This is a genomic window from Chryseobacterium sp. WG23, from assembly GCF_024586575.1.
Lineage (GTDB): Bacteria > Bacteroidota > Bacteroidia > Flavobacteriales > Weeksellaceae > Chryseobacterium.
In genome coordinates this window covers 134,768-159,373 of sequence record NZ_JALCZE010000010.1, presented here as the reverse complement: position 1 = coordinate 159,373, position 24,606 = coordinate 134,768, and the positions used below count along the sequence as shown (strand labels likewise).

Annotated in this window: 21 protein-coding genes; 10 read left to right on the top strand and 11 right to left on the bottom strand. The window is 36.2% G+C overall.

Features of this window, described 5'->3' with window-relative positions; genetic code table 11:
- Positions 1–5: 5 nt before the first annotated feature.
- The 6 genes from MP477_RS16300 to MP477_RS16275 all read right to left on the bottom strand — a co-directional run bounded on the left by MP477_RS16300 (position 6) and on the right by MP477_RS16275 (position 7,868).
- The gene (locus MP477_RS16300; RefSeq protein ID WP_257191215.1) at positions 6–2,267 is read right to left on the bottom strand and encodes a TonB-dependent siderophore receptor; all 2,262 of its coding nucleotides are present in this window, start codon (positions 2,265–2,267) and stop codon (positions 6–8) included.
- 313 nt (positions 2,268–2,580) lie between these two features.
- On the bottom strand, positions 2,581–2,886 hold the full coding sequence (rpsJ, locus tag MP477_RS16295) for a 30S ribosomal protein S10 (RefSeq protein ID WP_002661363.1): 306 nt from the start codon (positions 2,884–2,886) through the stop codon (positions 2,581–2,583).
- A gap of 16 nt (positions 2,887–2,902) precedes the next feature.
- The gene (gene fusA, locus MP477_RS16290) at positions 2,903–5,020 is read right to left on the bottom strand and encodes an elongation factor G (protein WP_257191214.1); all 2,118 of its coding nucleotides are present in this window, start codon (positions 5,018–5,020) and stop codon (positions 2,903–2,905) included.
- A gap of 6 nt (positions 5,021–5,026) precedes the next feature.
- Positions 5,027–5,503 (bottom strand): 30S ribosomal protein S7, encoded by a 477-nt coding sequence (gene rpsG, locus MP477_RS16285; RefSeq protein ID WP_047491372.1) that lies wholly within the window; start codon positions 5,501–5,503, stop codon positions 5,027–5,029.
- A 23-nt stretch (positions 5,504–5,526) separates the two neighbouring features.
- Positions 5,527–5,940: a 30S ribosomal protein S12 gene (gene rpsL, locus MP477_RS16280; protein ID WP_002983146.1), complete on the bottom strand. Its 414-nt coding sequence runs from the start codon at positions 5,938–5,940 to the stop codon at positions 5,527–5,529.
- A 341-nt stretch (positions 5,941–6,281) separates the two neighbouring features.
- Entirely contained in the window at positions 6,282–7,868 is a 1,587-nt protein-coding gene (locus MP477_RS16275) for a hypothetical protein (RefSeq protein WP_257191213.1), read from the bottom strand.
- A 217-nt stretch (positions 7,869–8,085) separates the two neighbouring features.
- Between MP477_RS16275 and MP477_RS16270 the strand changes: the two genes are divergently transcribed.
- The 7 genes from MP477_RS16270 (at position 8,086) to MP477_RS16240 (ending at position 13,077) form a co-directional block, all read left to right on the top strand.
- Positions 8,086–8,562, top strand: coding sequence for a Dps family protein (locus MP477_RS16270; protein ID WP_257191212.1), 477 nt, complete (start codon positions 8,086–8,088; stop codon positions 8,560–8,562).
- 95 nt (positions 8,563–8,657) lie between these two features.
- Positions 8,658–9,836 (top strand): nicotinate phosphoribosyltransferase, encoded by a 1,179-nt coding sequence (gene pncB, locus MP477_RS16265; protein WP_257191211.1) that lies wholly within the window; start codon positions 8,658–8,660, stop codon positions 9,834–9,836.
- Positions 9,837–9,890: 54 nt separating this feature from the next.
- Positions 9,891–10,361: a YciI family protein gene (locus tag MP477_RS16260; RefSeq protein ID WP_257191210.1), complete on the top strand. Its 471-nt coding sequence runs from the start codon at positions 9,891–9,893 to the stop codon at positions 10,359–10,361.
- Positions 10,362–10,364: 3 nt separating this feature from the next.
- Positions 10,365–10,526 (top strand): hypothetical protein, encoded by a 162-nt coding sequence (locus tag MP477_RS16255; protein ID WP_257191209.1) that lies wholly within the window; start codon positions 10,365–10,367, stop codon positions 10,524–10,526.
- Positions 10,527–11,005: 479 nt separating this feature from the next.
- The gene (locus tag MP477_RS16250; protein WP_257191208.1) at positions 11,006–11,470 is read left to right on the top strand and encodes a hypothetical protein; all 465 of its coding nucleotides are present in this window, start codon (positions 11,006–11,008) and stop codon (positions 11,468–11,470) included.
- A 163-nt stretch (positions 11,471–11,633) separates the two neighbouring features.
- A complete protein-coding gene (locus tag MP477_RS16245) occupies positions 11,634–12,608 on the top strand; it encodes a DUF6624 domain-containing protein (RefSeq protein WP_257191207.1) in 975 nt (324 codons plus the stop codon).
- Positions 12,609–12,843: 235 nt separating this feature from the next.
- Positions 12,844–13,077: a hypothetical protein gene (locus MP477_RS16240; RefSeq protein WP_257191206.1), complete on the top strand. Its 234-nt coding sequence runs from the start codon at positions 12,844–12,846 to the stop codon at positions 13,075–13,077.
- Positions 13,078–13,328: 251 nt separating this feature from the next.
- On the opposite strand, the gene MP477_RS16235 is transcribed toward MP477_RS16240, so the two are convergent.
- The 5 genes from MP477_RS16235 to MP477_RS16215 all read right to left on the bottom strand — a co-directional run bounded on the left by MP477_RS16235 (position 13,329) and on the right by MP477_RS16215 (position 21,188).
- Complete coding sequence (locus MP477_RS16235) at positions 13,329–16,427, bottom strand: efflux RND transporter permease subunit (protein WP_257191205.1); 3,099 nt, start codon at positions 16,425–16,427, stop codon at positions 13,329–13,331.
- Complete coding sequence (locus tag MP477_RS16230; RefSeq protein ID WP_257191204.1) at positions 16,427–17,542, bottom strand: efflux RND transporter periplasmic adaptor subunit; 1,116 nt, start codon at positions 17,540–17,542, stop codon at positions 16,427–16,429. The genes MP477_RS16235 and MP477_RS16230 overlap by 1 nt, the downstream gene beginning before the upstream one ends.
- A gap of 9 nt (positions 17,543–17,551) precedes the next feature.
- Positions 17,552–18,826, bottom strand: coding sequence for a TolC family protein (locus MP477_RS16225; protein WP_257191203.1), 1,275 nt, complete (start codon positions 18,824–18,826; stop codon positions 17,552–17,554).
- Between the two features lie 326 nt (positions 18,827–19,152).
- Positions 19,153–20,511, bottom strand: a complete 1,359-nt coding sequence (locus MP477_RS16220) for a HAMP domain-containing sensor histidine kinase (protein ID WP_257191202.1) — start codon at positions 20,509–20,511, stop codon at positions 19,153–19,155.
- A gap of 2 nt (positions 20,512–20,513) precedes the next feature.
- The gene (locus MP477_RS16215; RefSeq protein WP_257191201.1) at positions 20,514–21,188 is read right to left on the bottom strand and encodes a response regulator transcription factor; all 675 of its coding nucleotides are present in this window, start codon (positions 21,186–21,188) and stop codon (positions 20,514–20,516) included.
- Between the two features lie 126 nt (positions 21,189–21,314).
- Between MP477_RS16215 and rmuC the strand changes: the two genes are divergently transcribed.
- The 3 genes from rmuC (at position 21,315) to MP477_RS16200 (ending at position 24,596) form a co-directional block, all read left to right on the top strand.
- On the top strand, positions 21,315–22,817 hold the full coding sequence (rmuC, locus tag MP477_RS16210; RefSeq protein WP_257191200.1) for a DNA recombination protein RmuC: 1,503 nt from the start codon (positions 21,315–21,317) through the stop codon (positions 22,815–22,817).
- Positions 22,818–22,874: 57 nt separating this feature from the next.
- The gene (locus MP477_RS16205) at positions 22,875–23,714 is read left to right on the top strand and encodes a LytTR family DNA-binding domain-containing protein (RefSeq protein ID WP_257191199.1); all 840 of its coding nucleotides are present in this window, start codon (positions 22,875–22,877) and stop codon (positions 23,712–23,714) included.
- Positions 23,715–23,804: 90 nt separating this feature from the next.
- Positions 23,805–24,596 (top strand): CPBP family intramembrane glutamic endopeptidase, encoded by a 792-nt coding sequence (locus MP477_RS16200; RefSeq protein WP_257191198.1) that lies wholly within the window; start codon positions 23,805–23,807, stop codon positions 24,594–24,596.
- The last annotated feature ends 10 nt before the right edge of the window (positions 24,597–24,606 follow it).

Here is a 24,606-nt window from a genome sequence, read left to right as displayed (position 1 = left end):
GTTGATTAGAATTTATAGTTTACCTGTACTGCAAAATTTCTTGGCTGGATCTGATCAATATATCCACCTCTGAAGTAAGAGCTGTATCCTACACTATCAAAAATATTGTTGAAGAATACTCTTACACCCACTCCATTTTTCAATGAATATCCTATCTGTGCATCTACCGTAGTATATTCCGGCATATCGAAAGGTTTCGTTCCTGCTTCAACACTATTAATATGACCTGCCGTGAATGTCTTTTGAGTCCATTCATCTACCGGACGTTTTCCCACATAGTAAATTCCTGCCCCTATATCTAGTCTCTCTAGTACACCCGTATTAAATTTATAATTCAGCCATGCATTAGCAGTATGCTTTGGTGCATTCATTGGTCTTGAACCATTGATATAAGCAGGGCTATCCTGATATTGAGCATCTAAATATGCCCATCCCGACATTACCTGAAGGTTTGGCAAGATTCTTCCGATAAGCTCTACTTCCAGCCCTTTTCTTCTTAGGTTACCAGCCATTCCATAAAGTATATTATTATCTTGATCTACTACTGGTCTGTAGTTTTTATCTAATATTTGGAAAGCCAAGTTATCAGTCTTAATATCAAATACGGTTACATTAAATCTTAAACGTTCATTAAACCAGTCTGACTTAATTCCTGCTTCCCATTGTTTTGTTTGTGATGCCTCTACGAATCCCCCAGCCTGAAGAATATTATTTACAGATCTTAATGAAGTTGTTGTGGTATAAGATCCAAAAACATTAATATTTTCAACAGGTGAAACAATTAATCCGAAAGATGGATTCCATGTATCAACCACTCTGCTCCCTGAACCATTTAGTCTGCTGTAACGGATTCCCAGGTGAGCTTTTACATATTTACCAATAGCCATTACATCTTGTGCCATAGCCCCTATACTTGGTGTCAATACAGAATTTGTACGTCCTAAACTTTTGTAAACAACATTTACAGGCAGTGTATTCGGAATAGCCCCGTTCACTACATCAAATATATCAAGGGGATTAGCTCCATATGTTGTGTTTCCTATTTTAGTAGGTCTTGCAGTAATTAAATTTTCCGGAGCAATAGAGTTTTTATATGCTTCATACGTTACAGAAGATGTTTCCGTTTCTCTCCAGTCAAATCCAACCTGGAATGTATGATTAATAAAGCCTGTTTTTATCTTTTCACCAATGAAATCCAACTGTAGAACGCGGTTGATATCTAATGATTCTGATTTACCGATTGTACGTTGTCTGATATTATAGTTTGTACCTCCTGTTGGCAATGATACTGATGATGCTTCTCCATCCGAATTACTTACAGAATTTACAAAGGCTGCTCTTACTTTTAGATGATTAGTAAGTTGACGAATTGCCGTAGTCGAAAAGTTGTAAGCTTCTGTCTTAGCATAATCTGACGTGTATCCTAAGAACTTGCCTTTTGGCATATGATATAACGCCTCTACATCTCCGGTAGCCAGATTAATAGTTCCTCGGTCTGGAGTTCGGTTATCATGCAGATAATCCATCTCAACATTGATGTATGTTTTATCATCCGGACGAAATGCTACTGATGGGTTTACATAGATTCTTTCTCCTTTTACATGACTTCTAAATGAATTATTGTTCTGATAAGCTCCATTGAATCTTACTGCAACTTTGCCCTGAGAATCTAGAACTCTTTGGAAATCTACTGTAGGTCTATAAAAATCCCAGCTACCATATCGGAATCCTACATTAGTTTGATCAATAAACTGAGGTCTTTTGGTAACAACATTGATAACTCCTCCTGCTGAACCTAAACCATTTCCTATTCCCTGGCTTACTGCTGCCGAACCTTTAATTACCTGAACATTTTCAACTCCCTGCATATCTGTCATCATTCCTCCAGTACGGAAATCAGAATCCATCTGAACACCATTTTTCAATACAGGAACTCCACGATATCCTCTGATAGACATACTTTCACTTCCTCCGCCATAGCTTGAAAATAAGGTTACACCCGGAACGTTCTTTGCAACATCAGTAACAGTAAGTGCTCCCAATTCTTCAATTGCTTTGTGAGAAATAACAGAAATACTCTGGATCTGATCTCTGGTTTTCAATGGCAATCTTGTGATTGCTTCGAGCCCCGCTGGTTGTTTCTTTTTTTCGCCAAATAATTCTACTTCATCAATTTCTTTTGATTTCTTTATAGAGTCATTCACTTGTTGTGCGCTTACAAAAACCCCACCTAGAACAAGCAGAGAACAGGATAGTACTTTATTCATCTGATAATTTTCTGCAAATTTATTGTTTTTATTCATTCTAAATAAAATGAATCACACTGACATATGTCACCTGCAGAAGACTAACCAATATCAGATCATTAACTAACGTTACACTATTCTTAGAATATACCATAAGATACATTCTATCTTTAATAGTATGACCTCAAATGTATTTTATGGCTATAAAAAATAAAACCTGAAAAAAAATATTTTTTTTTATAAAAGTGAGGTTATAGTATTGAGAGGTTAGCAGCAAAAAAAATCCGTCCCTAAAAAGGAACGGATTGTATAATCATTGCAAAGTATGCAGTTATCACACTTTAATTTCAACGTCTACACCTGAAGGAAGTTCTAATTTCATTAGAGCATCAACAGTTTTAGAAGAAGAAGAGTAGATATCCATCAGTCTCTTGTGAGCTGACAATTGGAACTGCTCTCTTGCTTTCTTGTTTACGTGCGGAGATCTCAACACAGTGAAGATTCTCTTATTCGTTGGCAATGGAATTGGACCGTTTACAACAGCACCAGTAGCCTTTACCGTTTTTACGATTTTCTCAGCAGACTTGTCTACCAAGTTGTAATCGTAAGATTTTAGTTTTATTCTGATTCTTTGTGACATTTCTTTAATTTAAAAATTAACCTTTTGCTTTAGCAATGATTTCTTCAGCAACGTTTTGTGGAGTTGCTTGGTACTTCTCTAATTCCATAGAAGAAGTAGCTCTTCCTGATGAAAGTGTTCTTAGAGTCGTTACATATCCAAACATTTCAGAAAGTGGAACTGAACCTTTGATTACAACGGCACCGTTCTTTTCTTCCTGACCACTGATCGTACCTCTCCTTTTGTTAAGGTCACCAATGATGTTACCCATATATTCTTCCGGAGTTACAACTTCCAGTTTCATAATAGGCTCCATGATTACTGGCTTAGCAGCACGTCCCGCTTCTTTAAATCCTAATTTAGCAGCCATTTCAAAAGAAAGAGCATCAGAATCCACTGCGTGGAAAGATCCGTCTTTAAGAATAACTTTAATACCTTCAACTTCGAAACCAGCCAAAGGACCGTTCTTCATTGCAGCTTTAAAGCCTTTTTCAATTGCAGGAACAAATTCTCTAGGAACGTTACCACCCTTGATCTCATTGATGAATTCTAAACCAATTTTACCTTCGTCTGCAGGTCCTAATTCAAATACGATATCAGCAAATTTACCTTTACCTCCAGATTGTTTTTTGTAAACCTCTCTGTGCTGGGCAACTTTTGTTAAGTTTTCTTTGTATTCTACCTGTGGTTGACCCTGGTTTACTTCAACTTTGAATTCTCTTCTCATACGATCAACAATGATATCCAGGTGAAGCTCACCCATACCAGAGATAATCGTTTGTCCTGAAGCCTCATCAGTTCTAACCGTAAACGTAGGATCTTCTTCAGCTAATTTAGCTAATGCGTTACCCATTTTATCTTGGTCAGCCTTAGTTTTAGGCTCAACAGCGATACCAATTACCGGATCAGGGAAAACCATCGATTCAAGAACGATTGGATTTTTCTCGTCACACATTGTATCACCAGTTTTGATAGATTTAAATCCTACCGCAGCACCAATATCACCAGCTTCAATATATTCTACCGGGTTTTGTTTGTTAGCGTGCATCTGATAGATTCTTGAGATTCTTTCTTTATCTCCTGAACGGGTGTTCAAGATATAAGAACCTGCATCTAGTCTTCCAGAGTATGCTCTGAAGAATGCTAATCTTCCCACGAATGGGTCAGTAGCAATCTTAAATGCTAAAGCCGAGAAAGGCTCGTTTACGTCTGGTTTTCTTGTAATTTCAGCGTCAGTTCTAGGGTCAGTACCTTTGATATCATCTTTATCCAATGGAGAAGGCAAATATTTACATACTGCATCCAACATAAACTGTACTCCTTTATTCTTGAATGAAGAACCACAAGTCATTGGGATAATAGATAAATCGATAGTAGCTTTTCTTAGAGCTTCGTTGATTTCCTCTTCAGAGATTGAATCCGGATCTTCGAAGAATTTCTCCATCAAAGTATCATCGTAGTCAGCAACAGCTTCTACTAATTTCTCTCTATATTCAAGAACTTCATCTTTCATATCTTCAGGAATTGGCACTACTTCGAAAGTAGCTCCTTGTCCTGCTTCATCCCAGATGATCGCTCTGTTTTTAATTAAGTCTACAACCCCTTTGAAATCTTCTTCAGCACCGATTGGTAAAACGATAGGAACTGCGTTTGATCCTAACATAGTCTTAACCTGGTTTACCACGTTAAGGAAGTCAGCACCTTGTCTGTCCATTTTGTTTACGAATCCCATTCTCGCTACTTTGTAGTTGTCAGCAAGTCTCCAGTTTGTTTCAGACTGAGGCTCTACTCCATCTACTGCTGAGAATAAGAATACCAAACCATCCAATACTCTTAAAGATCTGTTTACTTCTACTGTGAAGTCAACGTGTCCCGGTGTATCGATGATGTTGAAGTGATAAGGTTTAGTTTCAGGTAAAGTTTTTCCTTGATCAGTTGGAAAGTTCCAAGAACAAGTAGTAGCAGCAGAAGTAATTGTGATACCTCTTTCAGCTTCCTGCTCCATCCAGTCCATTGTAGAAGCACCATCGTGAACCTCTCCAATTTTGTGGTTTACCCCTGTATAGAATAAAATCCTTTCTGTAGTGGTAGTTTTACCGGCATCAATATGCGCAGCAATACCAATATTTCTTGTAAATTTAAGATCTCTTCCCATTTCAGATTAGAATTTAAAGTGTGAAAACGCTTTGTTAGCTTCCGCCATTTTGTGAGTATCACTCTTTTTCTTGTAAGCAGCACCTTCTTCTCTTGAAGCAGCTACCACTTCGTTAGCTAATTTCAAAGCCATAGACTTATCATTTCTAGCTTTAGAATATTTGATTAACCATTTCATTGCCATAGAAATTTTTCTGTCAGCTCTGATTGGCATAGGGATTTGGAAGTTAGCTCCACCTACTCTTCTAGAACGTACTTCTACGTGAGGCATTACATTTGTAAGTGCATCTTTCCAGATTTCAAGTGCAGTTTTTTCGTTATCTCCTTTTTTAGTTTCTACGATCTCTAATGCATCATAGAAAATTTTGAATGCGATTGACTTCTTACCGTCAAGCATTAAGTTGTTTACGAATCTAGTTACCAATTGATCATTAAATTTCGGATCTGGTAACAACGGTCTTTTTTTCGCTTTTGTCTTTCTCATTGCTTCTGTACCTTATTTAATGATTATTTTTTCTTTCCTTTTGCAGGAGCCGCAGCTGCTTGTCCTGGTTTAGGTCTCTTAGCTCCGTACTTAGATCTTCTCTGAGTTCTTCCATTTACACCAGCGGTGTCTAATGCACCTCTTACGATGTGGTAACGTACTCCCGGTAGGTCTTTCACCCTTCCGCCTCTAACCAATACTATCGAGTGCTCTTGAAGATTATGTCCTTCGCCCGGGATATAGGCATTCACTTCTTTACCGTTAGAAAGTCTTACCCTTGCTACTTTTCTAAGTGCAGAGTTAGGTTTCTTCGGTGTAGTAGTATATACTCTCGTACATACACCACGTCTTTGTGGACAAGAATCAAGGGCAGCCGATTTGCTCTTCTTGGCAAGCGTGGCTCTTCCTTTTCTTACTAATTGTTGAATAGTAGGCATTTAATTGCTTTTTATTTTAGGGTGCAAAAATACTAATATTTTTTTAATTGACAAGTAGTTATATATTTTTATTTGTTTAAAAAAACTTTTTATTTGTTTTTTATACCCCACGGCAACCCTATTGGTTTTCATGTTATTGCCTCATTGTTGAACCTTCAGGATTCACTCAAAAAAAATAAAATTTTATTTAAAAGCAACTTTTATTGCTTTTCCTTTTAAAGGATCAATCGCAGGACCTGCCATATCAGTTTTGGGGATAAAGCTAAAAAAACAATCTGCCAGTCCGGTTAACAAACTATTATCTATTCATTAAGAAAAACTACAGGAATGATTTTTTTTAGTTACTCAATAATTTTAACCTTAACATTTGTATTCCAATTAAAATTTCGAACATTTTGTTTTAAAGAATTATGAATTTCAGGGTTAATAGAATATATGAACAAGTGTTTTTCACCCAGCACTACATTCTTTCCTTCCACTTCCAGATAAGCAACCTTTTTCCAGTTCTTTGGGGTATGCCCATCCAGCCATTCTTCATAAGCGATAGCCAGCTGATACTTATTTTCAACAGCACTTCGTGTCAAAAAGTTTTCAAACTGATCATCAGGCCTTTTATCTTTCGTTCTGAAAGGAAGCATTTCTTTAGATCCTAATCCCATGAAGTCAAGTAAATGGATATCCGTAAAGTAGCAGATGGCACCAATATCATTAGCCACCACTTTAGAGGAATTATAGTATTTTTTCAAAAATCTTGCAGACTGAATCTGCTGTTCATATATATTGGCACTCCCATTGGTAATCAAAATATGAGCATGACCTGACTTATACAACAGCAGTAATACATTTGCCAGTATACATACTCCTATTATCCTTTCTTTTCTGAAAAACTGTAATGGCTGAGTGAAAAAATATCTCAGCTTTGGAATGAGAACCATTGCAAAAGCAACCAAAAGATAAGCTTCATATCTGAATTGCCCCTTTATTTCACCAAATAGACTATGCAGGATAAAAGTAAAATTCCAGGTTATAATGAGAAAGTTGTTTGCAATGATTTTTTGAAAGCTTACTTTTGTTTGACAATCCCTATATAATAAAACAATACTGATCACTAAGGGAAACAATCCAATTTTATAGAAACTGATATTTAAAACTACTTTTTTCAGTACGACATCAATGATCTGCATCGGTATACTGCCCGAGAAATCTATCAGTGATCCTTTGGCAATAACTGAATTGGGGAAAAAATACCCACTTTTAGGATAATTGAAGTAGCCGAAGAGAAAAATAGGAACGAAACCACAGACCAGTACAAGTGCAGAGTCCTTCCATTTCCTGATCAGCATAAAGACAAAAGCAAGAGAGACAAAATAAAACATGCTTTCAAATCTTATCAGGCCCAATAACAGAACCGTAAAATAGAAACCATATTGAGAAATCCTATCCTTAAAATCATTGTCAGCCCATTTTTTAAAGCAGTAAATATTGATGGTAATCATCAATGTCTGTAAAATATGTTCCATCCCGATTACAATCTGCACATGCAGCACCGCAAAGAAAAGACTAAACAAGCAGGCCCAAACTATAGATCTGTTCTGGCTGAAAAACAGCGAATAGTATGTAGTAAGAAAGGCGATAAGCAATCCGGCTGAAAACAGATTAAAAATTAATGGAATTAAAGTATGGTCTCCAAAAAGAGAAATCAAAGCACTTAAAATAACGGTAAAAACCGGAGAGGAAGAGGAAGAGGAGAAAGCATACTGGGTCATTCCCCAAACACCATGAACTGCAAAATTTTTAGCAATTGCCATGTGAATATAGGCATCATCCAACAGATAAGTAAAATAATTCCCGGTAGTAGAAAGCATAATCAGGATATAGATAAAACATATCCCAAAAAATACTGCTGCTGTGATCAGAAAACTTTTCATCTCTGCAATAATACTACTTTCAAACTATTTTTTTTAAAATTTTCTTATAGTTATCATCTATTAATAAAGAGGATAGTTCGGCACAATATTTCGTAAATTTGATAGATTCAAAAAGATAACTTATGAAACTGCCATTATGAACATCTCCTGGCCAAAACCGCAGTGAGGAAGACAGTTCCCTATGATCTCATAACAATTAAATATAAAATATATATATATGAAAAACGCCAGTATTATCGGTCTTAAAGAAGCCGACTGTAAAAAAATTTCAGAAAAATTAAATACACTTTTAGCCAACTATTCCATATTCTATCAAAACACCAGAGGGGCTCACTGGAATATTAAGGGAGATCAGTTTTTTACCCTTCACCCTAAATTTGAAGAGCTATACAATAGCCTGGTTTTAAAAATTGATGAGATTGCAGAAAGAATTCTGACTTTAGGAGCTACTCCTGCTCATAATTATTCGGACTATTTAAAAGTAGCTACCATTAAAGAGACAAAAGAAGTGACAGATGGTACAAAAAGTGTTGAATTGATTTTAAGCTCTTTCAAGGTGGTTATTGATCTTCAGAGAGACTTATTAGATATTACGGATGAAGCAGGTGATGAAGGTACAAACTCTCAAATGAGCGACTATATCACAGAACAGGAGAAAGAAGTTTGGATGTACAATTCTTACCTTGGAAAATAGCGCAATAGCAAGCATTGAAATATTTCAAAAAAATCGCCTTACATTTAGGCGATTTTATTTTTTATTTCTATATTTGCGTTAAAATTACACATATTATGAACGACGTAAGACTGAACTCAATTCTCGATAATGATTTTTATAAAATAACCATGCAAAATGCAGTGGTAAAACTTTTCCCAGGTTCTATTGTAAAATACGAATTTATCAATAGGGGGAAACATCACTTTCCGCCAGGTTTTGATGCTGCGTTAAGGGATGCTGTTAATAAGATGGCAGAACTTAAGCTTACCAAAGATGAGAAGAAATTCATGGCAAGAACCTGTCCTTATATCGACCTGCCCTACCTGGATTTTTTAGAAGGCTATCACTATGATCCTTCTGAAGTAAAAATTCATCAGGAAGGAGGCGATCTTTCTGTAATAGTTGAAGGACTTTGGTACAGAACGATTCTTTGGGAGGTTCCTTTACTGGCACTGATCAGCGAACTTCACTACGAAATGAATCATATGGAAAGGGATTCCAATGAAATAGTAATGAGCAAAACGCTGGAGAAGGCAGATTCATTGGGAGAACTTGGAGTAACTTTTGCAGAGTTCGGAACCAGAAGAAGACATTCTTATAAAGTACAGAACCTGGTAATGGAAGCTTTGACACAGAAAAAAGATTCTACTTTTATCGGTAGCTCCAATGTTCATTTCGCCATGAAGTATGGTGTAAAGCCAATTGGAACCCATGCTCACGAATGGTTTATGTTCCACGCTGCTGAATATGGTTTCAAAATGGCCAATGAACTCGCTTTGGAACATTGGGTAGATGTATACAGAGGAGACCTTGGAGTTGCTCTTTCAGATACGTATACCACAGATGTTTTCTTCCAGCAGTTTGATAAAAAATTCGCCAAGCTTTTTGACGGGGTACGTCATGATAGCGGTGATGCCCTTGAATTTGCCGATAAAACCATTGCGCATTATCAGAATAACGGCATCAATCCGATGTTTAAGTATATTATTTTCTCTGATGCCCTGAATCTTGAAAAGGTAGGGGAAATTACCAGCTACTGCAGAGGAAAAATAGGCATCTCTTTTGGAATAGGAACCAACCTTACCAATGATGTAGGGGTAAAACCAATGAATATTGTTATGAAACTTATTGGTGTACAGGCTCCTAACAAAGAATGGATCCCAACAGTAAAACTTTCTGATGAGCATGGAAAATACACGGGTGATCCTAAAATGATAGAGCTTGCCAAGGAGTTTTTAAGAATAAAAGATTAGGGTTTAGACAGCAGATGTCAGATTTGAGATATCCACATTATAATTAAAACATCTATGAAATTAAAAATTTTTATACCTTTTACTGTTTTGCTGACCACTTTATCCTTCGCCCAGGAGAATAAAAAGGAAAAAGTAAAATTCAATCAGGAACTGGCTGCCTCTCTTGGCGCAGATCAATATGGAATGAAAGCCTACACCATTGTGATGCTTACTTCCGGAAGCACAAAAATAGATGACAAAGCCAAAATGGGAGAAGTCATGAAAGGTCATATGACCAATATCGGAAAGCTGGCTGATGAAGGAAAAATTATTGTAGCAGGACCCTTTCTGGAAAAAAATAAAGAAAACTACCGCGGTATGTTCATCTTTAATACAAAATCTAAAGAAGAAGCAGAGCAGTGGGTAAAGACAGATCCCGCTGTACAAGCCGGAGTCTTTAGTTATGAAATTTTCCCATGGTATGGATCGGCGGCATTGCCTCTATATCTTAAACATCACGAAGAAATTTCGAAGGAAAATCCTTAGAAAATGGGATTTTATAGTAAATTTTCAGAACAGGATCTGATCGAATCTTATAAGAATCAGATAGATCATCAGGGTAAGCCAGATAAGGAAATCATAGACGAAATTGTAAGCAGGGGTACTCTGGAAGATTTTCAGAATAAAATTAAAGCTCAGAATTATTTTTAAATGAACAAAACAGATTGATAAGAGAGATTCATGGGCATTACATGAATAAATTATCAAAACAGGAATGTTTATCATTATTAAGCTCTGACTTGTTATTCGATAAAACCATTGGAATTCTTGTAGATATAAAATACAATCAGATCCATCAGAAAGTTGAAAATTTAAAAGTTGATTCAGATACTTTAATGCACAGCTTTCTCGGGACTATCATAGCCTCTGTTGTCAGTACCATTATTATCCTGGCCATTTTATACAAATTTACGTTCCTGTCAGTTTTCTCTTTTAGTTTACTCATACCTGCTTACATTATTAATTATTGGATCATAAGATTATTCACAGGAAAAACACATGATAATTTGGCTGTATTTATTGCTCATTTATAGCAACAGTCCTTAACTGTGTATATTTTGTTCTTTTCGTTAATTAAGAAAAAGTAATAACTTAAAAATAAACGTTTAATCACTTAAAAACGAAAACAAATGGGTCTATTATCAAACATTCTCTGGGCTTTTCAAAAGAAAGCTTACAACAGCAGTGAGGATTTTAATAAGGAAATCACAGACTACCAAACTCTGATTTTAAAAGAAAAAGCGTCCTGGGAGCCATATAAAACCGTAATAAACGCACCTGAAATATATGTTTTATATGAAGCGTGGATCAAAGGAAAAGAAGATATTGCCCCCAACGAAACATTGATGGGTGATGAAAATGATGTATTCAGCGAAGATAATAGTGACTATGGCATGTTTCAGGTAGAGTTTTGCGCTAAGCTGAAAGCAAGTAATGGTACCAACTTCACAGCTCTGGATTTACCGTATCAATTACAAAATCAAGTCAGTAATAAAGAACTTGGCGACCATATCTTTTTTGAAGGGCTTACTCCTCAAAGCAATGAAAAAAGAGAAAATGATCAACCATCATACTATATGTATTGTGGAAGCTGAATAAAACAATAAATTATGAATACTCCTTCAATCATAATTCATTCTCATTGTTAAACAAAATAAAAACAAATCACTATATCGTCATATAGTGATTTGTTTTTATTACTATATTAGAGACTCATTTTCAACATCATACAAATTAAAACTTATAAAAATTAATTCCATGAAAATAAGACTATTCGTATTGCTTTTTTTAGTATCAACAAAACTGCTCTTCGGACAAACTGTTTCTAAAGAATACACTGATAAAGTAAAAACGGCTGAATCACTTTACCGTGCCAAGGATTTCAAAAACTCTGCCAGCAACTATTCAGAAGCATTTAAATCTAACGGCTGGAAAGCGTCTCTAAATGATAGGTATAACGCAGCATGCTCTTGGGCAATGGCATCAGGGCCAGACAGTGCATTTTCCCAACTTGACAGGATTGCAGTAAAATTCAGTAATTATAACCATATAACAACGGATACAGACCTTAGCTCTTTACATAGTGATAAACGATGGAAGCCTCTAATGGAAAAAATCAAACAGAATCAGGAGAAAGCAGAAGCAAATTTGAATAAACCCTTGGCCGCAAAGCTTGATAACATTTATAATGAAGACCAAAAGTACAGAAAACAAATCGATGGTATTGAAAAAAAATACGGTGGGGAATCAAAAGAAATGAATGAGCACTGGCAGCTTATCAATAAAAAAGATTCACTAAATCTTATTGAGGTAAAAGCCATTCTTGATAAATATGGCTGGGTGGGTCCTGATATTGTGGGCGGACAGGGAAGTACTACATTATTTCTTGTTATCCAACATGCAGATCAGGCAACACAGGAAAAATATTTACCCATGATGAGAGATGCTGTAAAAAATGGTAAAGCACAAAGCAGCAGTCTGGCCCTTCTCGAAGACAGGGTGGCCCTGAGACAAGGTAAAAGACAAATTTACGGCAGCCAGATCGGACGTGATCCTGAAACACAAATATATTATGTATCCCCATTAGAAGATCCTGAGAATGTAGATAAAAGACGCGCAAATGTTGGACTTCCTCCATTGGCAGAGTATGTAAAGAATTGGCAAATTAAATGGGATGCTGAACAATATAAAAAAGACTTGCCTAAACTGGAGGTAAAAACAAAGCACAAATAAACAGAAATCACATCACTATACTATTCATAGTTAGATTTCAAATCTAATTGACATTCTTCTATTTTAAGCTTATTTGGCATTTTTAAAAAATCTAACCTTCATTTTAACATTTATCATAAATTAATTCAATTATCATAGAATAATTTACTATTTTAGTTCAATATTTTTAAGCTTACTTAATTAATTATAAGAGTGTTAAGAATAAATTAATTTACTAAACAAAAAAAATTAAACCATGAAAAAGAACGTATCAAAACTTTCAAGAACAGATTTGAAAGATGTCTTTGGAGGAACTTTGTATCCTGCACAATGTCCTGGAGGATGCCATGGTGAAGCCATGATCAGATGTCCTGACGGCTCCACCACTATGACTAATTTTATATGCATGGGGGGAACCTGCCAGCCGGCCGCAATGTGCAAACCATTGGTTCTTGAACCTTTTCCAGATCCCATTATAATTACTCCATAATCTAATGAACAACAAATAAAGTGGGCTTCCGGCTCACTTTTTTATTATTAAAAAGATCATTCTATTCATTTTCAAAGAAATATACCGCTGATCATAGGTTTTTATTACCTTTAAATAAACCAAAACCGATATGAAAATGATGTGGCAAAAAATATTGAAATATCAGAGTTTGCAAAAAGCACTTAATGGAATAAAAAACCGGGATCTCCCTCAAGAATCCCGGTTAACATAATGAACAAAAATGAAAGAAACTATATGGCTTCTTTGTGCTTTTTACGATAAGCATAATAGAATATAATCGGCAGTATGGTAAATGACAGAAACATACAGATAATCAGTCCTCCTACAATCATAATTGCTAACGGTTTTTGGATTTCAGACCCCATTCCATTGGACATTGCTGCCGGTAAAAGTCCCATAGACCCCATTAAGGCAATCATCACTACCGGACGGATCCTGCTTTGTACCCCTTGAGCAATGGCATGTTTAAGAGGCATCCTGTTTTGTAAGTTCTCCTTCATGACTCCAATCAGAACGATACCATCAATAGTTGCTACTCCAAAAAGGATAATAAAACCGATCCCTGCAGAGATTCCGAAAATGGTCCCCGTCAGCCAGAGGGATAAAAACCCTCCGATAAACGCAAACGCCAATGTAATGGAAGAGATCAGCGTATCTTTTACATTTCCAAAATTGAAATACAACAGCATCAGAATAAGAACTAAAGAAATAGGTACTACCATTGCCAGCTGTTTTGCTGCTCTTTCTTTGCTTTCAAACTCCCCGGCCCAGGTCATTCTATGACTTTTGGGAAGTTTTACTTCTTTTTCAACTTTGGCTTTGGCTTCTTTGATCGTACTTCCTAAATCACGGCCTTCGATATTAAATCCTACTCCAATGTACCTGCTGTTTCCTTCACGATAAATAAAAGACGGACCGGTATGATAATCAATCGTTGCAATTTCTTTCAACGGTACTTTTTTATTATCCTGGGTAGGAATCAGGATATCCCCCATTTTTTCAGGGGTATCGCGATATTGTTTTTCAAATCTCAGCATGACATCAAACATTCTTTCTTCTTCATAGAACTTGGTGGCAGCCTGCCCCCCAATGGTCATTTCAATAACGGCTTGTGCATCTGCTGTAGAAACACCGTATTTTGCCATTTTAGAATCATGAAGCTGTATCCTAAGCTCAGGAAGCCCAATATTTTTAAAGACATTTACGTCTGAAATTCCAGGAACCGTTCTGATAGAATTGGCTACTTGATTGGCATAGTTTTCAAGTTCAAATAAATTGTTCCCGAAAATCTTGATCACCAATGGGGCTTTTACTCCAGCCACATATTCTTCCACATTATCCTGAATCGGCTGGCTGAATCCGAAGTTAATACCCGGATATTTTTCAAGAGAGCCTCTCATTTCTTCCAGAAGTTCTTCTTTGGATATTTTTTTCTTCCATTCATTTTCCGGCTTCAGCTGAATATTAAATTCAATATTAAAAAATCCGGTAGGGTCTGTTCCATCGTTTGGACGGCCTGTCTGGGTCATCACAAATTTCACTTCATTATACTTCATTAGAATCCCTTTCATTTCTTTCGTCAGACGTACGGATTCATCAAGGTTTACACTATTGGGAAGTGTTGCACGTACATAGATTGCTCCTTCATTCAGCTTAGGTAAAAATTCAGATCCATAATTGGAGAATCTCCAGCCACAAATCGCTAATAAAGTAATAAACCCGATCATAAATCCTTTTTTATGACGGTCACTGAATTCATAAATTCTATAGATATTCACCCTGAAGAATCTTGATATAAAGTTCTCCTTTTCTTCTATATTTTTAGTCAGCAACAGTTTACACATTGCGGGCACATAGGTCAAACTCAAGATTAATGATCCCAACAAGGCATATCCCAATGTAAATGCTAAAGGAGAGAACATTTTTCCTTCCACTTTCTGGAAAGAGAAAATGGGCAGCAATGCCACAATAAGAATCAGCAATGCAAAGAAGATATAGCTTGCCACACTTCCGGCACTTCTTTTTATGATCCCGAGTTTTGAAATCTTATTGAACCTTCGGAGTCCTATTTTCCTGGCCTTGAGTTCGAGGGCTACAAATACATGTTCTACAATAACCAGCGTTCCCTCCAGCAATAATCCGAAATCCAATGCTCCCATAGAAATCAGGTTAGCAGGAAGCCCCTGAATTCTCAACATAATAATAGCAAAGAGGAAAGCCAGAGGAATCACCGAAGCCACTATGAATGTCGTTCTCCAGTTATACAGGAATATAAATACTATAATAGAGACCAAAATCACCCCTTCAATCAGGTTTTTGGAAACGGTATGAACGGTTGTGTTCACCAGCTCCGTACGGTCAATAATAGGAACAATCTGGATATCACCCGGAAGTTCTCCTCCGTTCAGCTGCTCTATCCTATCCTTCAGTTTCGCAATAACCTCACTTGGGTTTTCACCACGAAGCATTATCACAATTCCTTCTACTACATCATTCTCTTTATTGTATCCTACCTGTCCCAATCTTGGTTTTGCCGAAATTTTTACTTCTGCCACATGTTTCACCAAAATAGGCGTAGAACCTTTTACTTCAATCTGGATGTTTTCAATATCCTCCTTTTTTTCCAAAAGACCGATCCCCCGCACTACATAAGCCTGATCTCCCTTAGCCACTACATCTCCTCCTACATTGATGTTACTCTTCGAAACTGCTTCATACACATCCAGGGGGGAAAGGTCATAATTGTGTAATTCCGTAGGATTAATTTTTATTTCATATGTTTTTTCTTCACCACCAAAACTGACCACGTCAGCTACTCCCGGAACTGCCAGCAATTCTCTTTCGATGACCCAATCCTGAATCGCTGTGACTTCTTTGATCGGCAGCTTACTTTTGATAATGTACCGATAAATTTCACCGGTAGCTCCGGAAGGAGGCTCGATACTGTATTCTGCACCGTTGGGGAGCTCCACATTTCCCAGCTTATTAGAGGCATACTGCTGGGCATAAAAATCATCTACATGATCATCAAAAATTACAGTAACCACCGATAATCCGAACAGTGAAATAGACCGTACCGAGGTTTTATTCGGGATCGCATTCATTTCTTTCGAAATTGGCAGGGTAACAAATTTTTCTATTTCCTCGGCACTTCTTCCCGGCCATTGGGTAATCACCCTTACTCTGGTATTGGTAACATCCGGAAATGCTTCAATGGGGGTATGCATATAGGAATAGATTCCTCCAGCCAACAAAAGGAAAGTTCCCAGAAGAACAATCAATGAGTTTTTTAAAGAGAAGGAAACTATATTCTGTACAAATTTTCGCATTACTTGGTGGAGTTATTTAATTGGTTTTTCAGGTTTTCATAGATCAGTAACCCATTGGAAGCAATAACACTTTCACCAGGCTTTAAATTTCCTTCCACATAAATATATTGGCTGTTGGAAGTTATTTCCGTTACCGGCCTGATCTCCAGTTCACAGTCTTTTTTGTACACCACCACATAACTCTGATTATTATCAAAGATCATAGCCTTAGCAGGAATTGCCAGTGCACTTCTGTTTTGTGAATTGACCGGAAGAACAATATCCGCGGACATTCCGGGTCTTAGCTTCATTCCATTATTATCCATAATGATCTTCGCCTTAAGGACTCTTTCATTTTCGTTAAAAACCTGTGAAATATTGTTGATTTTCCCGGAAAAACTGTCATCAGGATACGCCAGGGTTTTCACCACTACCGGCTGATCTACATACACATGTCTCATATTGGTAGCATATACATTAGCCATTACCCAAACCTTATCCAGATTGGAAACGGTAAATAGCTGATCACCTCCAGCTGTAACCGGCATTCCTTTGGAAATATTTTTGGAAACAACATATCCGTCCGCGGGAGCTTTAATCTGAATCGTGTTCCCTCCTGCTGAATACAGCTGCATATTTTTTTGGGTCTTGGAAATATTAGACTGCAATATCGCCACTTCGGATCTGGCTTCCTGCAAATCTTTCTGAGAGGCAATATCATCTTTATACATCGCTTCTACAGAAGACAGCTTTCTTTTGGCCACTGCCAGCTGAGCCTGCAACGTTTGGGTATCATCCTGCATTTCATTGACAGCCGTACTTTTTACACTTGCTAAAACCTGCCCTTTTTTCACATAGTCTCCCAAAGAAAAGTACGTTTCTGTAACCACTCCATCTACAAGACTTACAAAAGGAACTGTTTTGTCTGAATTGCTTTCCACTTCTCCGGTAAGTGTAATGCTTTCTTCAATAGGGCGCATTTCTGCCTGAACAAGTTTAATATCCTTTTTAAGTTCTTTACTGATGCAATAGGGTTTCTGAATTTCGTTATCCTGTTTTTGATCCTTACAGCCAGTAAGGGAAACCAAAGCAGAAAGATAAATTGCAGCAATGTATCTGGTAATATTCATTTTCATATCTAAGTATTATAAATCTTGTCCTACAACATATTGCAGGTTTTCGTAGTATTGATTAAGCTCTTTTTTAGTATCCAGGATGATCATTTTATTACCAATGTAGGTATCCAGAAAATCCATGTATTCCAGCATACTGATATTTCTCAACCTGAAATTTTTCTCATGGCTCACCAACAAACCATCCAAAGTAGACTCATATGTATCATCTATTTCTTCTGAAATCTGCTGTGTCCGGATATAATTTCTGAAAACAGAAACAATTTCATTTTCAGACTTCAGCATATTTTTTCGGGTTTCAATTTTCATTTTCTGAACTTCCAGCTGGGCCTCCTGAATATTCCCTTTATTTCGGTCGAAAATGGGAAGATCAAAAGATAATCCCAATCCTATAAAATCTTTCATAATATTTCCACCGCGGTCATAGCCTATTGAAACGGCAATATCCGGAGTCTTCATGGCATTCTGTATTTCCAGATTTTTATCCGCCTGTTTTTCTTTATTTCTGGAAATCAGAATGTCCGGCCGGTTTTCTTTTGCCTTTTCTATCCATTGTACCATTTCCACTTCGGAAAGCTGTTTTTCCGGCATCGTAAAAGAATCAGAAATAACAAGATAAGACTGAGAGGGAATCATCAGTAAAGCTTTCAGTTCCACCTGCTGGTCTTCAATTTCCTGCTTCAATGAAATCAGCTTTTTCTTGAATTCAATTTCCTGTGCTTTTAAGCGGACGTACTCCGCTTTACTGATATTTCCAAGGTTCAATTGGTTGTTGTAAGATTTTGTCAGTTTCTCAATGGAAGAGATCTGACCCTGATAGATTTTCTGTTGTTCCTGGTTATAGAGAATTTCAGTAATTGTATTTCTCAATGTCTTTTTAAGCTCACGGAATACTTCCTGCAGCTCATACTTCTCCCCCTCTACTTCAATCTTTTGTAATTCTATATTTTTCCTCCTCTTACCGGCTGTCTGAATCACCTGCTCTATTTCAGCAGAAATCTGGGTATTCTTTCCCCAATTTCCAATAAGCGCAGGCTGCTCTTCAATGTCATAAGTTCTCCATAGATTGACTTCACTGATACTTAATGTAGGATTAGGCCAGTATTTTGCCTGAAGAGCACGGGCTTCTGCCTGGGAAATCTCCAGTTTCTGGGCAATAAGATCAAGGTTCTTAGCAAGAAAAACTGTTTCAGCTTCCTTTCTGCCGATCTTCACGGTATCGGAAATCTGTGCAGAAAAAAAACTAAAACAGTGAATATAAAATAGGGTAAAAATAATCTTCTTCAAAGGTCTTATATTTAAGACCACAAAGCTATCCCTCTAGTATTAGACCCAATTTCGAATCAAATTAAAATTCAATTAGCCCAACATTAGAATTTGATTAGAACAGGTAGAGATACTTTTTTAAGGCTCTCGCAGATCAGTGAGATTAAGCCTATTTTTTTAACACGAATAACGGCGGCTATTAATTAACAATGAGGATTCAAAAAATCCGTACATCTGTGGTAGATTTTAAACACAAATCCCACTAATGCGCTACACAAATAACACAATTTTATCATGTAAGTATTTCATATACAAACATCTGTAGAATCTGTAAAATCTGCATGAAATTAAGTAGTGGGAAACACAAGCAGAACGCTAGTTCCCATATTGACCGCAGAATCTATTTTCATAAGGATATTATGATGGTCAAAAATACTTTTGGATAATGACAACCCAATGCCACTCCCTTTAATATTGTCTACATTTTTACCTCTGTAAAATGTTTCCGTAATTTTTGCAAGATCCTGTGCCGGAATTCCTTTTCCCTGATCATTAACTTCAATATTCAGGCAGCTATCTTTCTCCGATAATGTAATAACGACAGGAGTATCATGAGAATATTTGACAGCATTTTCCACAATATTATATAAGGCTAGATAAAGCAAAGTTTCATTTCCCGGAATCTCCAATAAGGCAGGTTTTATTACCTGAAGCTGTATTTTAATAGATGAGTGTTTTTCTTTTGCTTTCGGCTCAAGTTTCTCATAAATTTTCCAGATCAGTTCGTCTACCCGTACCTGTTTATGGGACGTTTCAAGCTTCGTCATTCCGGACATCAGTAAAAGATTGTTGAGAATATTTTCAATCTCATATACATTATCTAAAGATTCCCGGACCACTGCTTTGTACTCTTCCGGAGTTCTGTCTTTCTGAGCAAATACCTCCAGGTTTCCGGAGATCGCCGCTAAAGGAGTTTTAAATTCATGAGAAACATAATTAATAAAGTTCTGCTGAAGCAACATGCTTTCAGAAATCCTTCCGAATAATTTATTATAAGATTTAATAAGGTCTTCAATTTCATCATTGGTATTGGTAGAGGTAATTGCTGTGGAAATATTGTTGTAATCTACATTATTAATACGCTCTACCACATTGGAAATCGGTTTATACACCACTTTTGAAAGATAGCGGCTGAGGAAATAAATAGCCAGCAAACCAAGCACAAGAACGGCAAGCATAATAACCGAAAGCCTGATCATCTGCGACTGGAATGAATCATTAGGTGATTTTACAAAAACAACGAAATCCCCCTGGTTATCAGGATAAAAAATCCCGTAATAAAAACTGTTATCCGACATGAACTGCACACCTTTGTTATTTCTTGCCGTCTGAATATGTTGCAGCTTAATATTAGTATCATCCAGGTTTTGACCGAATGTAACTTTATTATTTTGATTGTAAACAGCCACCCGGTTATTCTGGATAAGGTGATTGTACTCTTGCTTAATCTGGGCATGTCTGTCTTTCGGAAGTTCATCTTTTTCAAGATAATAGATCGCAGAAATAAGAGCCGTATTTCTAAGCTTTTCAAAATAAAAGATCTTGGTACTGTCATAATAAGCAAAGAATATCACCACAAATGTGACAATAGAAACAATGCCGAATGAAAGGCTTGAAATAAGAGTAAACCTGTTTCTGAGTGTCATCTTCAGTCTTTAATTAAATAACCTGTTCCTTTTACCGTATGAATAATTTTTTGATCGGTTTCATCAATCTTATTACGGACATAGGAAATATAAACATCCACCACATTCGTTGAATTATCAAAATCAATGCCCCACACATTATGTAAAATCTGGGTTCTGCTGACTACTTTATTCTTATTTTCCATCAGGAAAGTAAAAAGTTTATATTCGGTAGGAGAAAACTCAATTTCCTTATCGCCCTGTGACACTTTATGAAGATCTGTATCAATCACAATATTACCACAAGACAGGAGCTGATTTTCTTTCTGGTAACTTAGTTTATTTCGCCTGGTCAATGCTTTAATTCTTGAAATAAGCTCTTCAAAATGGAAAGGTTTGGATAAATAATCATCGGCCCCGAGATCCAGCATTTTTATTTTATCATCAGGACTGTTTAATGCACTTAGAATAATAATCGGGGTATAATTTCCTTTAAATCTTATCAACTGGGTAAGCTGTATTCCGTCTAAACCGGGAAGCATAATATCCATTAAAATAATATCAAAATTATACGTGGTAAGAAGCTCCCGGGCTTTTTCACCGGAATCAGCAAGTGTCATACTGTAGCCTGCTTCGGTAAGCCCTTTTATAAGAAAGTTACTGATTCTCTGATCATCTTCTACCAACAAAATATTCATATAGCCCTGAAATTTCCTATAAATATAAGTATTCTTTAGGGAAAAAGGCTAAAGATTGAAAGAGCAGCGCTTCCGGGAATTCATTATCCGGTAGCAACTTCCAGCCTTTTTTCATAATTTTGAAAAATGGAGATGATCTATTTAATTATTGGGTTTATTGCAGGCGGTTTATTGGGAGCCGTAGTTTTATATTTTGCTTTGAAATCGTCAATGGTTTCAAGGAGCTCTTATGATGAATTGAATAATTTATATATTAAAAATAATTCCGACCTTTCCAACAGTGGGTTGAAAATTCAGGAACTGGGCAAAGAGGTTGAAAAAGAAAAAGAACAACATCTTCTACATCAGGATCTTCTGAACGATCTGAAGAATGAATTCGCAAAAATCTCTGCCGAGTATTCGTCGCTGAACATGCAGTATCAGGAATTGAAGCAGCTTAGCATTAAACAGACTTCTTATATCGATACACTGGTTTTGGAAAAGCAGGATATTTTTGCTAAAAATGCTGAGCTTTCAGCAAAGAATGAGGGTCTTCAAAAATCATTGGCTACGCAGAAAGAAGAAATTACAAAAATTCAGGAAGAGTCAAAATTACAGTTTGAAAACCTTGCTAATAAAATTTTAGAGGAAAAGACAGAAAAATTCACTACCCTGAATCAAAATAACTTAAAAAATATTCTTGATCCCTTTCAGGAAAAAATTGCTGAGCTTAAAAATAAGGTCAATGAAGCCTATGAAAAGGAAAATAAAGAACGTTTCTCACTGGCCGAAAAAGTAAAAGAACTTGCCGAGCTTAATCAGCAGATTTCTGAGGATGCTAAAAAATTGACCAGGGCTCTGAAAGGGGAAAGTAAAACCCAGGGAAATTGGGGTGAAATGATTTTGGAAAGTATCCTTGAAAAATCAGGACTTGTAAAAGGAAGGGAATATTTTCTTGAACATGAACTTCGCGATGAAGATAACAATGCTCTGTTTTCCGAATTTTCAGGTAAGAAAATGCGTCCTGATGCCGTTATAAAATATCCTGATGAAAGAAATGTAATTATTGATTCTAAAGTTTCACTCACGGCTTTTACGGATCTGGTAGACGAAACCGATCAAGATGTATACGCCATAAAACTAAGCCAGCATCTGGGATCCATCAAAAACCATATTACACAGCTTAGTCAGAAAGCCTATGATGATTATGGAAAATCGTTAGACTTTGTAATGATGTTTATCCCCAGTGAACCCGCCTATATTGCAGCGATGCAGGCAGACCAGCACCTTTGGAATTACGCTTACGAAAGGAGAATCCTGTTACTGAATCCAAGTAATCTGATCACCTCTCTGAAGCTTATTGCTGATCTTTGGAAACGTGAATATCAAAACAGAAATTCCTTGGAAATTGCTGAACGGGGTGCTAAACTTTATGACAAGTTTGTAGGTTTTGTGGAGAATCTCGAGAAAGTAGGAAGGAATCTTGACCAGGCCAAAAATGTGTATAACGATGCCTACAAACAGCTTCACACGGGTAATGATAATCTTATTATTCAGACTCAAAAGCTTAAATCTCTGGGCATCAAAAACAAAAAAGATCTTCCACCAAGTCTTATTGATAACAGCAATATCTTAGACACGGAAAATTAAAAATTTAAGAATCATCCATGTAAGAACGGATACTAAAAATTTGATAAAATATCTGAAATGCTTTTTATTGTATCTTATTTATATCCAAGATCAAAATCTATAAAAGAGATACTGGTTTCCTCCATAGCCGCGGGAATTCTGGTTTATCTTTTTCTGATTATATTTCAACCTTTTGGTACGGAAAATTTTCATCATCCTTATAAATACATTATTCTTTTCCCTTACACTCTTATTTTTGGACTTGCCTTTTTTGTTTCAAGCCTTTTTGTTTCTCAATTCAAAGAATGGAATATTGGATATGAACTCTTAAAAGTCCTTGTCATCTTATTGTTAGGATCCATCTTTTCTTACTTTTACAATGCATTTTTTATAAGTCATGTAAAACTTAGCCTTGAAAATTATGGCTATATGTTTCTCTACTCTTTAGCAATAGGTATTCCCATTTCTGCTATCTATATTTTGTCGAGATATATTTATTTAAAAAACATTCCTGAAAATACGGCGTTGGATATTGCTCCTCAACTTATAAACAACTCTGAGGAAACTAAAGAAAAAGTCCTGAAAATTTCTGGTAACAATATCGAACTGGAAGTTGCTGAAGAAAATTTCCTGTATGTACAATCTATGGAAAACTATTGCAGCGTTTACTTTTTAGAAAATAATAAGGTAAAAAAACTTTTAATCAGAATAAGCTTATCCAATATATTAAAACAAGTGGAAACCCATTCCATTAAAAAATGCCACCGCTCCCACATTATCAATTTGGAAAAAGTAAAGGATCTTAAAGGAAATGCTCAGGGCTATAAACTAATTCTTCCGGAAATTGATTTTGAAATTCCGGTTTCCAGAAGTTTTATCTCTGACATTATTCCTCAATTACAACAGTCTAAGAGGTAAAAGCTTGCCATTGGTCACTATTCCTTGACACTCATCACATTAATTTGATACACGTTAATTAATAGTACATTTTTGCTCAAAATAACTGACATGAGTAAGAATATTGGCTTTTTTTCAATCTTTATCCTGGGATTTATCACCTATTATTTCTTTGACTTATTTTATTTCAAAAATATTCAACAATTCTTTAAAGAAATTTTTCACAGCAAAGCTATTGCTCATGTAATGGCTTACACAATTACTTTAATCCCATTGGTCATCACATCAAAGATTTTATCTCCTACAAAGAGTATTTCCAGTCTCTTTTCTCTGGATAAATCAATTATTAAAGGCTTTACCTTAGCATTTCTAGGTACTTCACCCATGCTGATCGGATATGGAATTCACTTTAAAATAAGCACGGCTATAAACATTGAATCCCTATTCATCAATACTATTTCCTCTGCATTCTTTGAAGAAATAATCTTCAGGGCTTTTCTCATTGGAACATTATACAGGTTCACCCGGCTCGGATTTTTATCATCTATACTACTGGGATCTTTACTATTTGCACAGGTTCATTTGTACCAAAGTCAGAATTCCATGGAACTTATTGAAATATTCGCCATTACATTTTTGGGGTCTGCATTTTTTGCCTGGATTTATATTGAACAGAGCTTTAATCTATGGTCTGCCATATTTCTCCATTTCTTCATGAATTTATATTGGGAAATCTTTACTGTTTCGGAAAATGTTGCCGGAAACCTTTATGGAAACCTCTATAAGCTCTTATCTATTTTTCTCATTATAGCTATCATTGTATATTATAAAAGGAAAAATAAAATACCTTTTCAGATTACGTGGAGAATGCTTTTTTCTAAAAGCACAGAAGCTCAATCATAAATTTTGCATA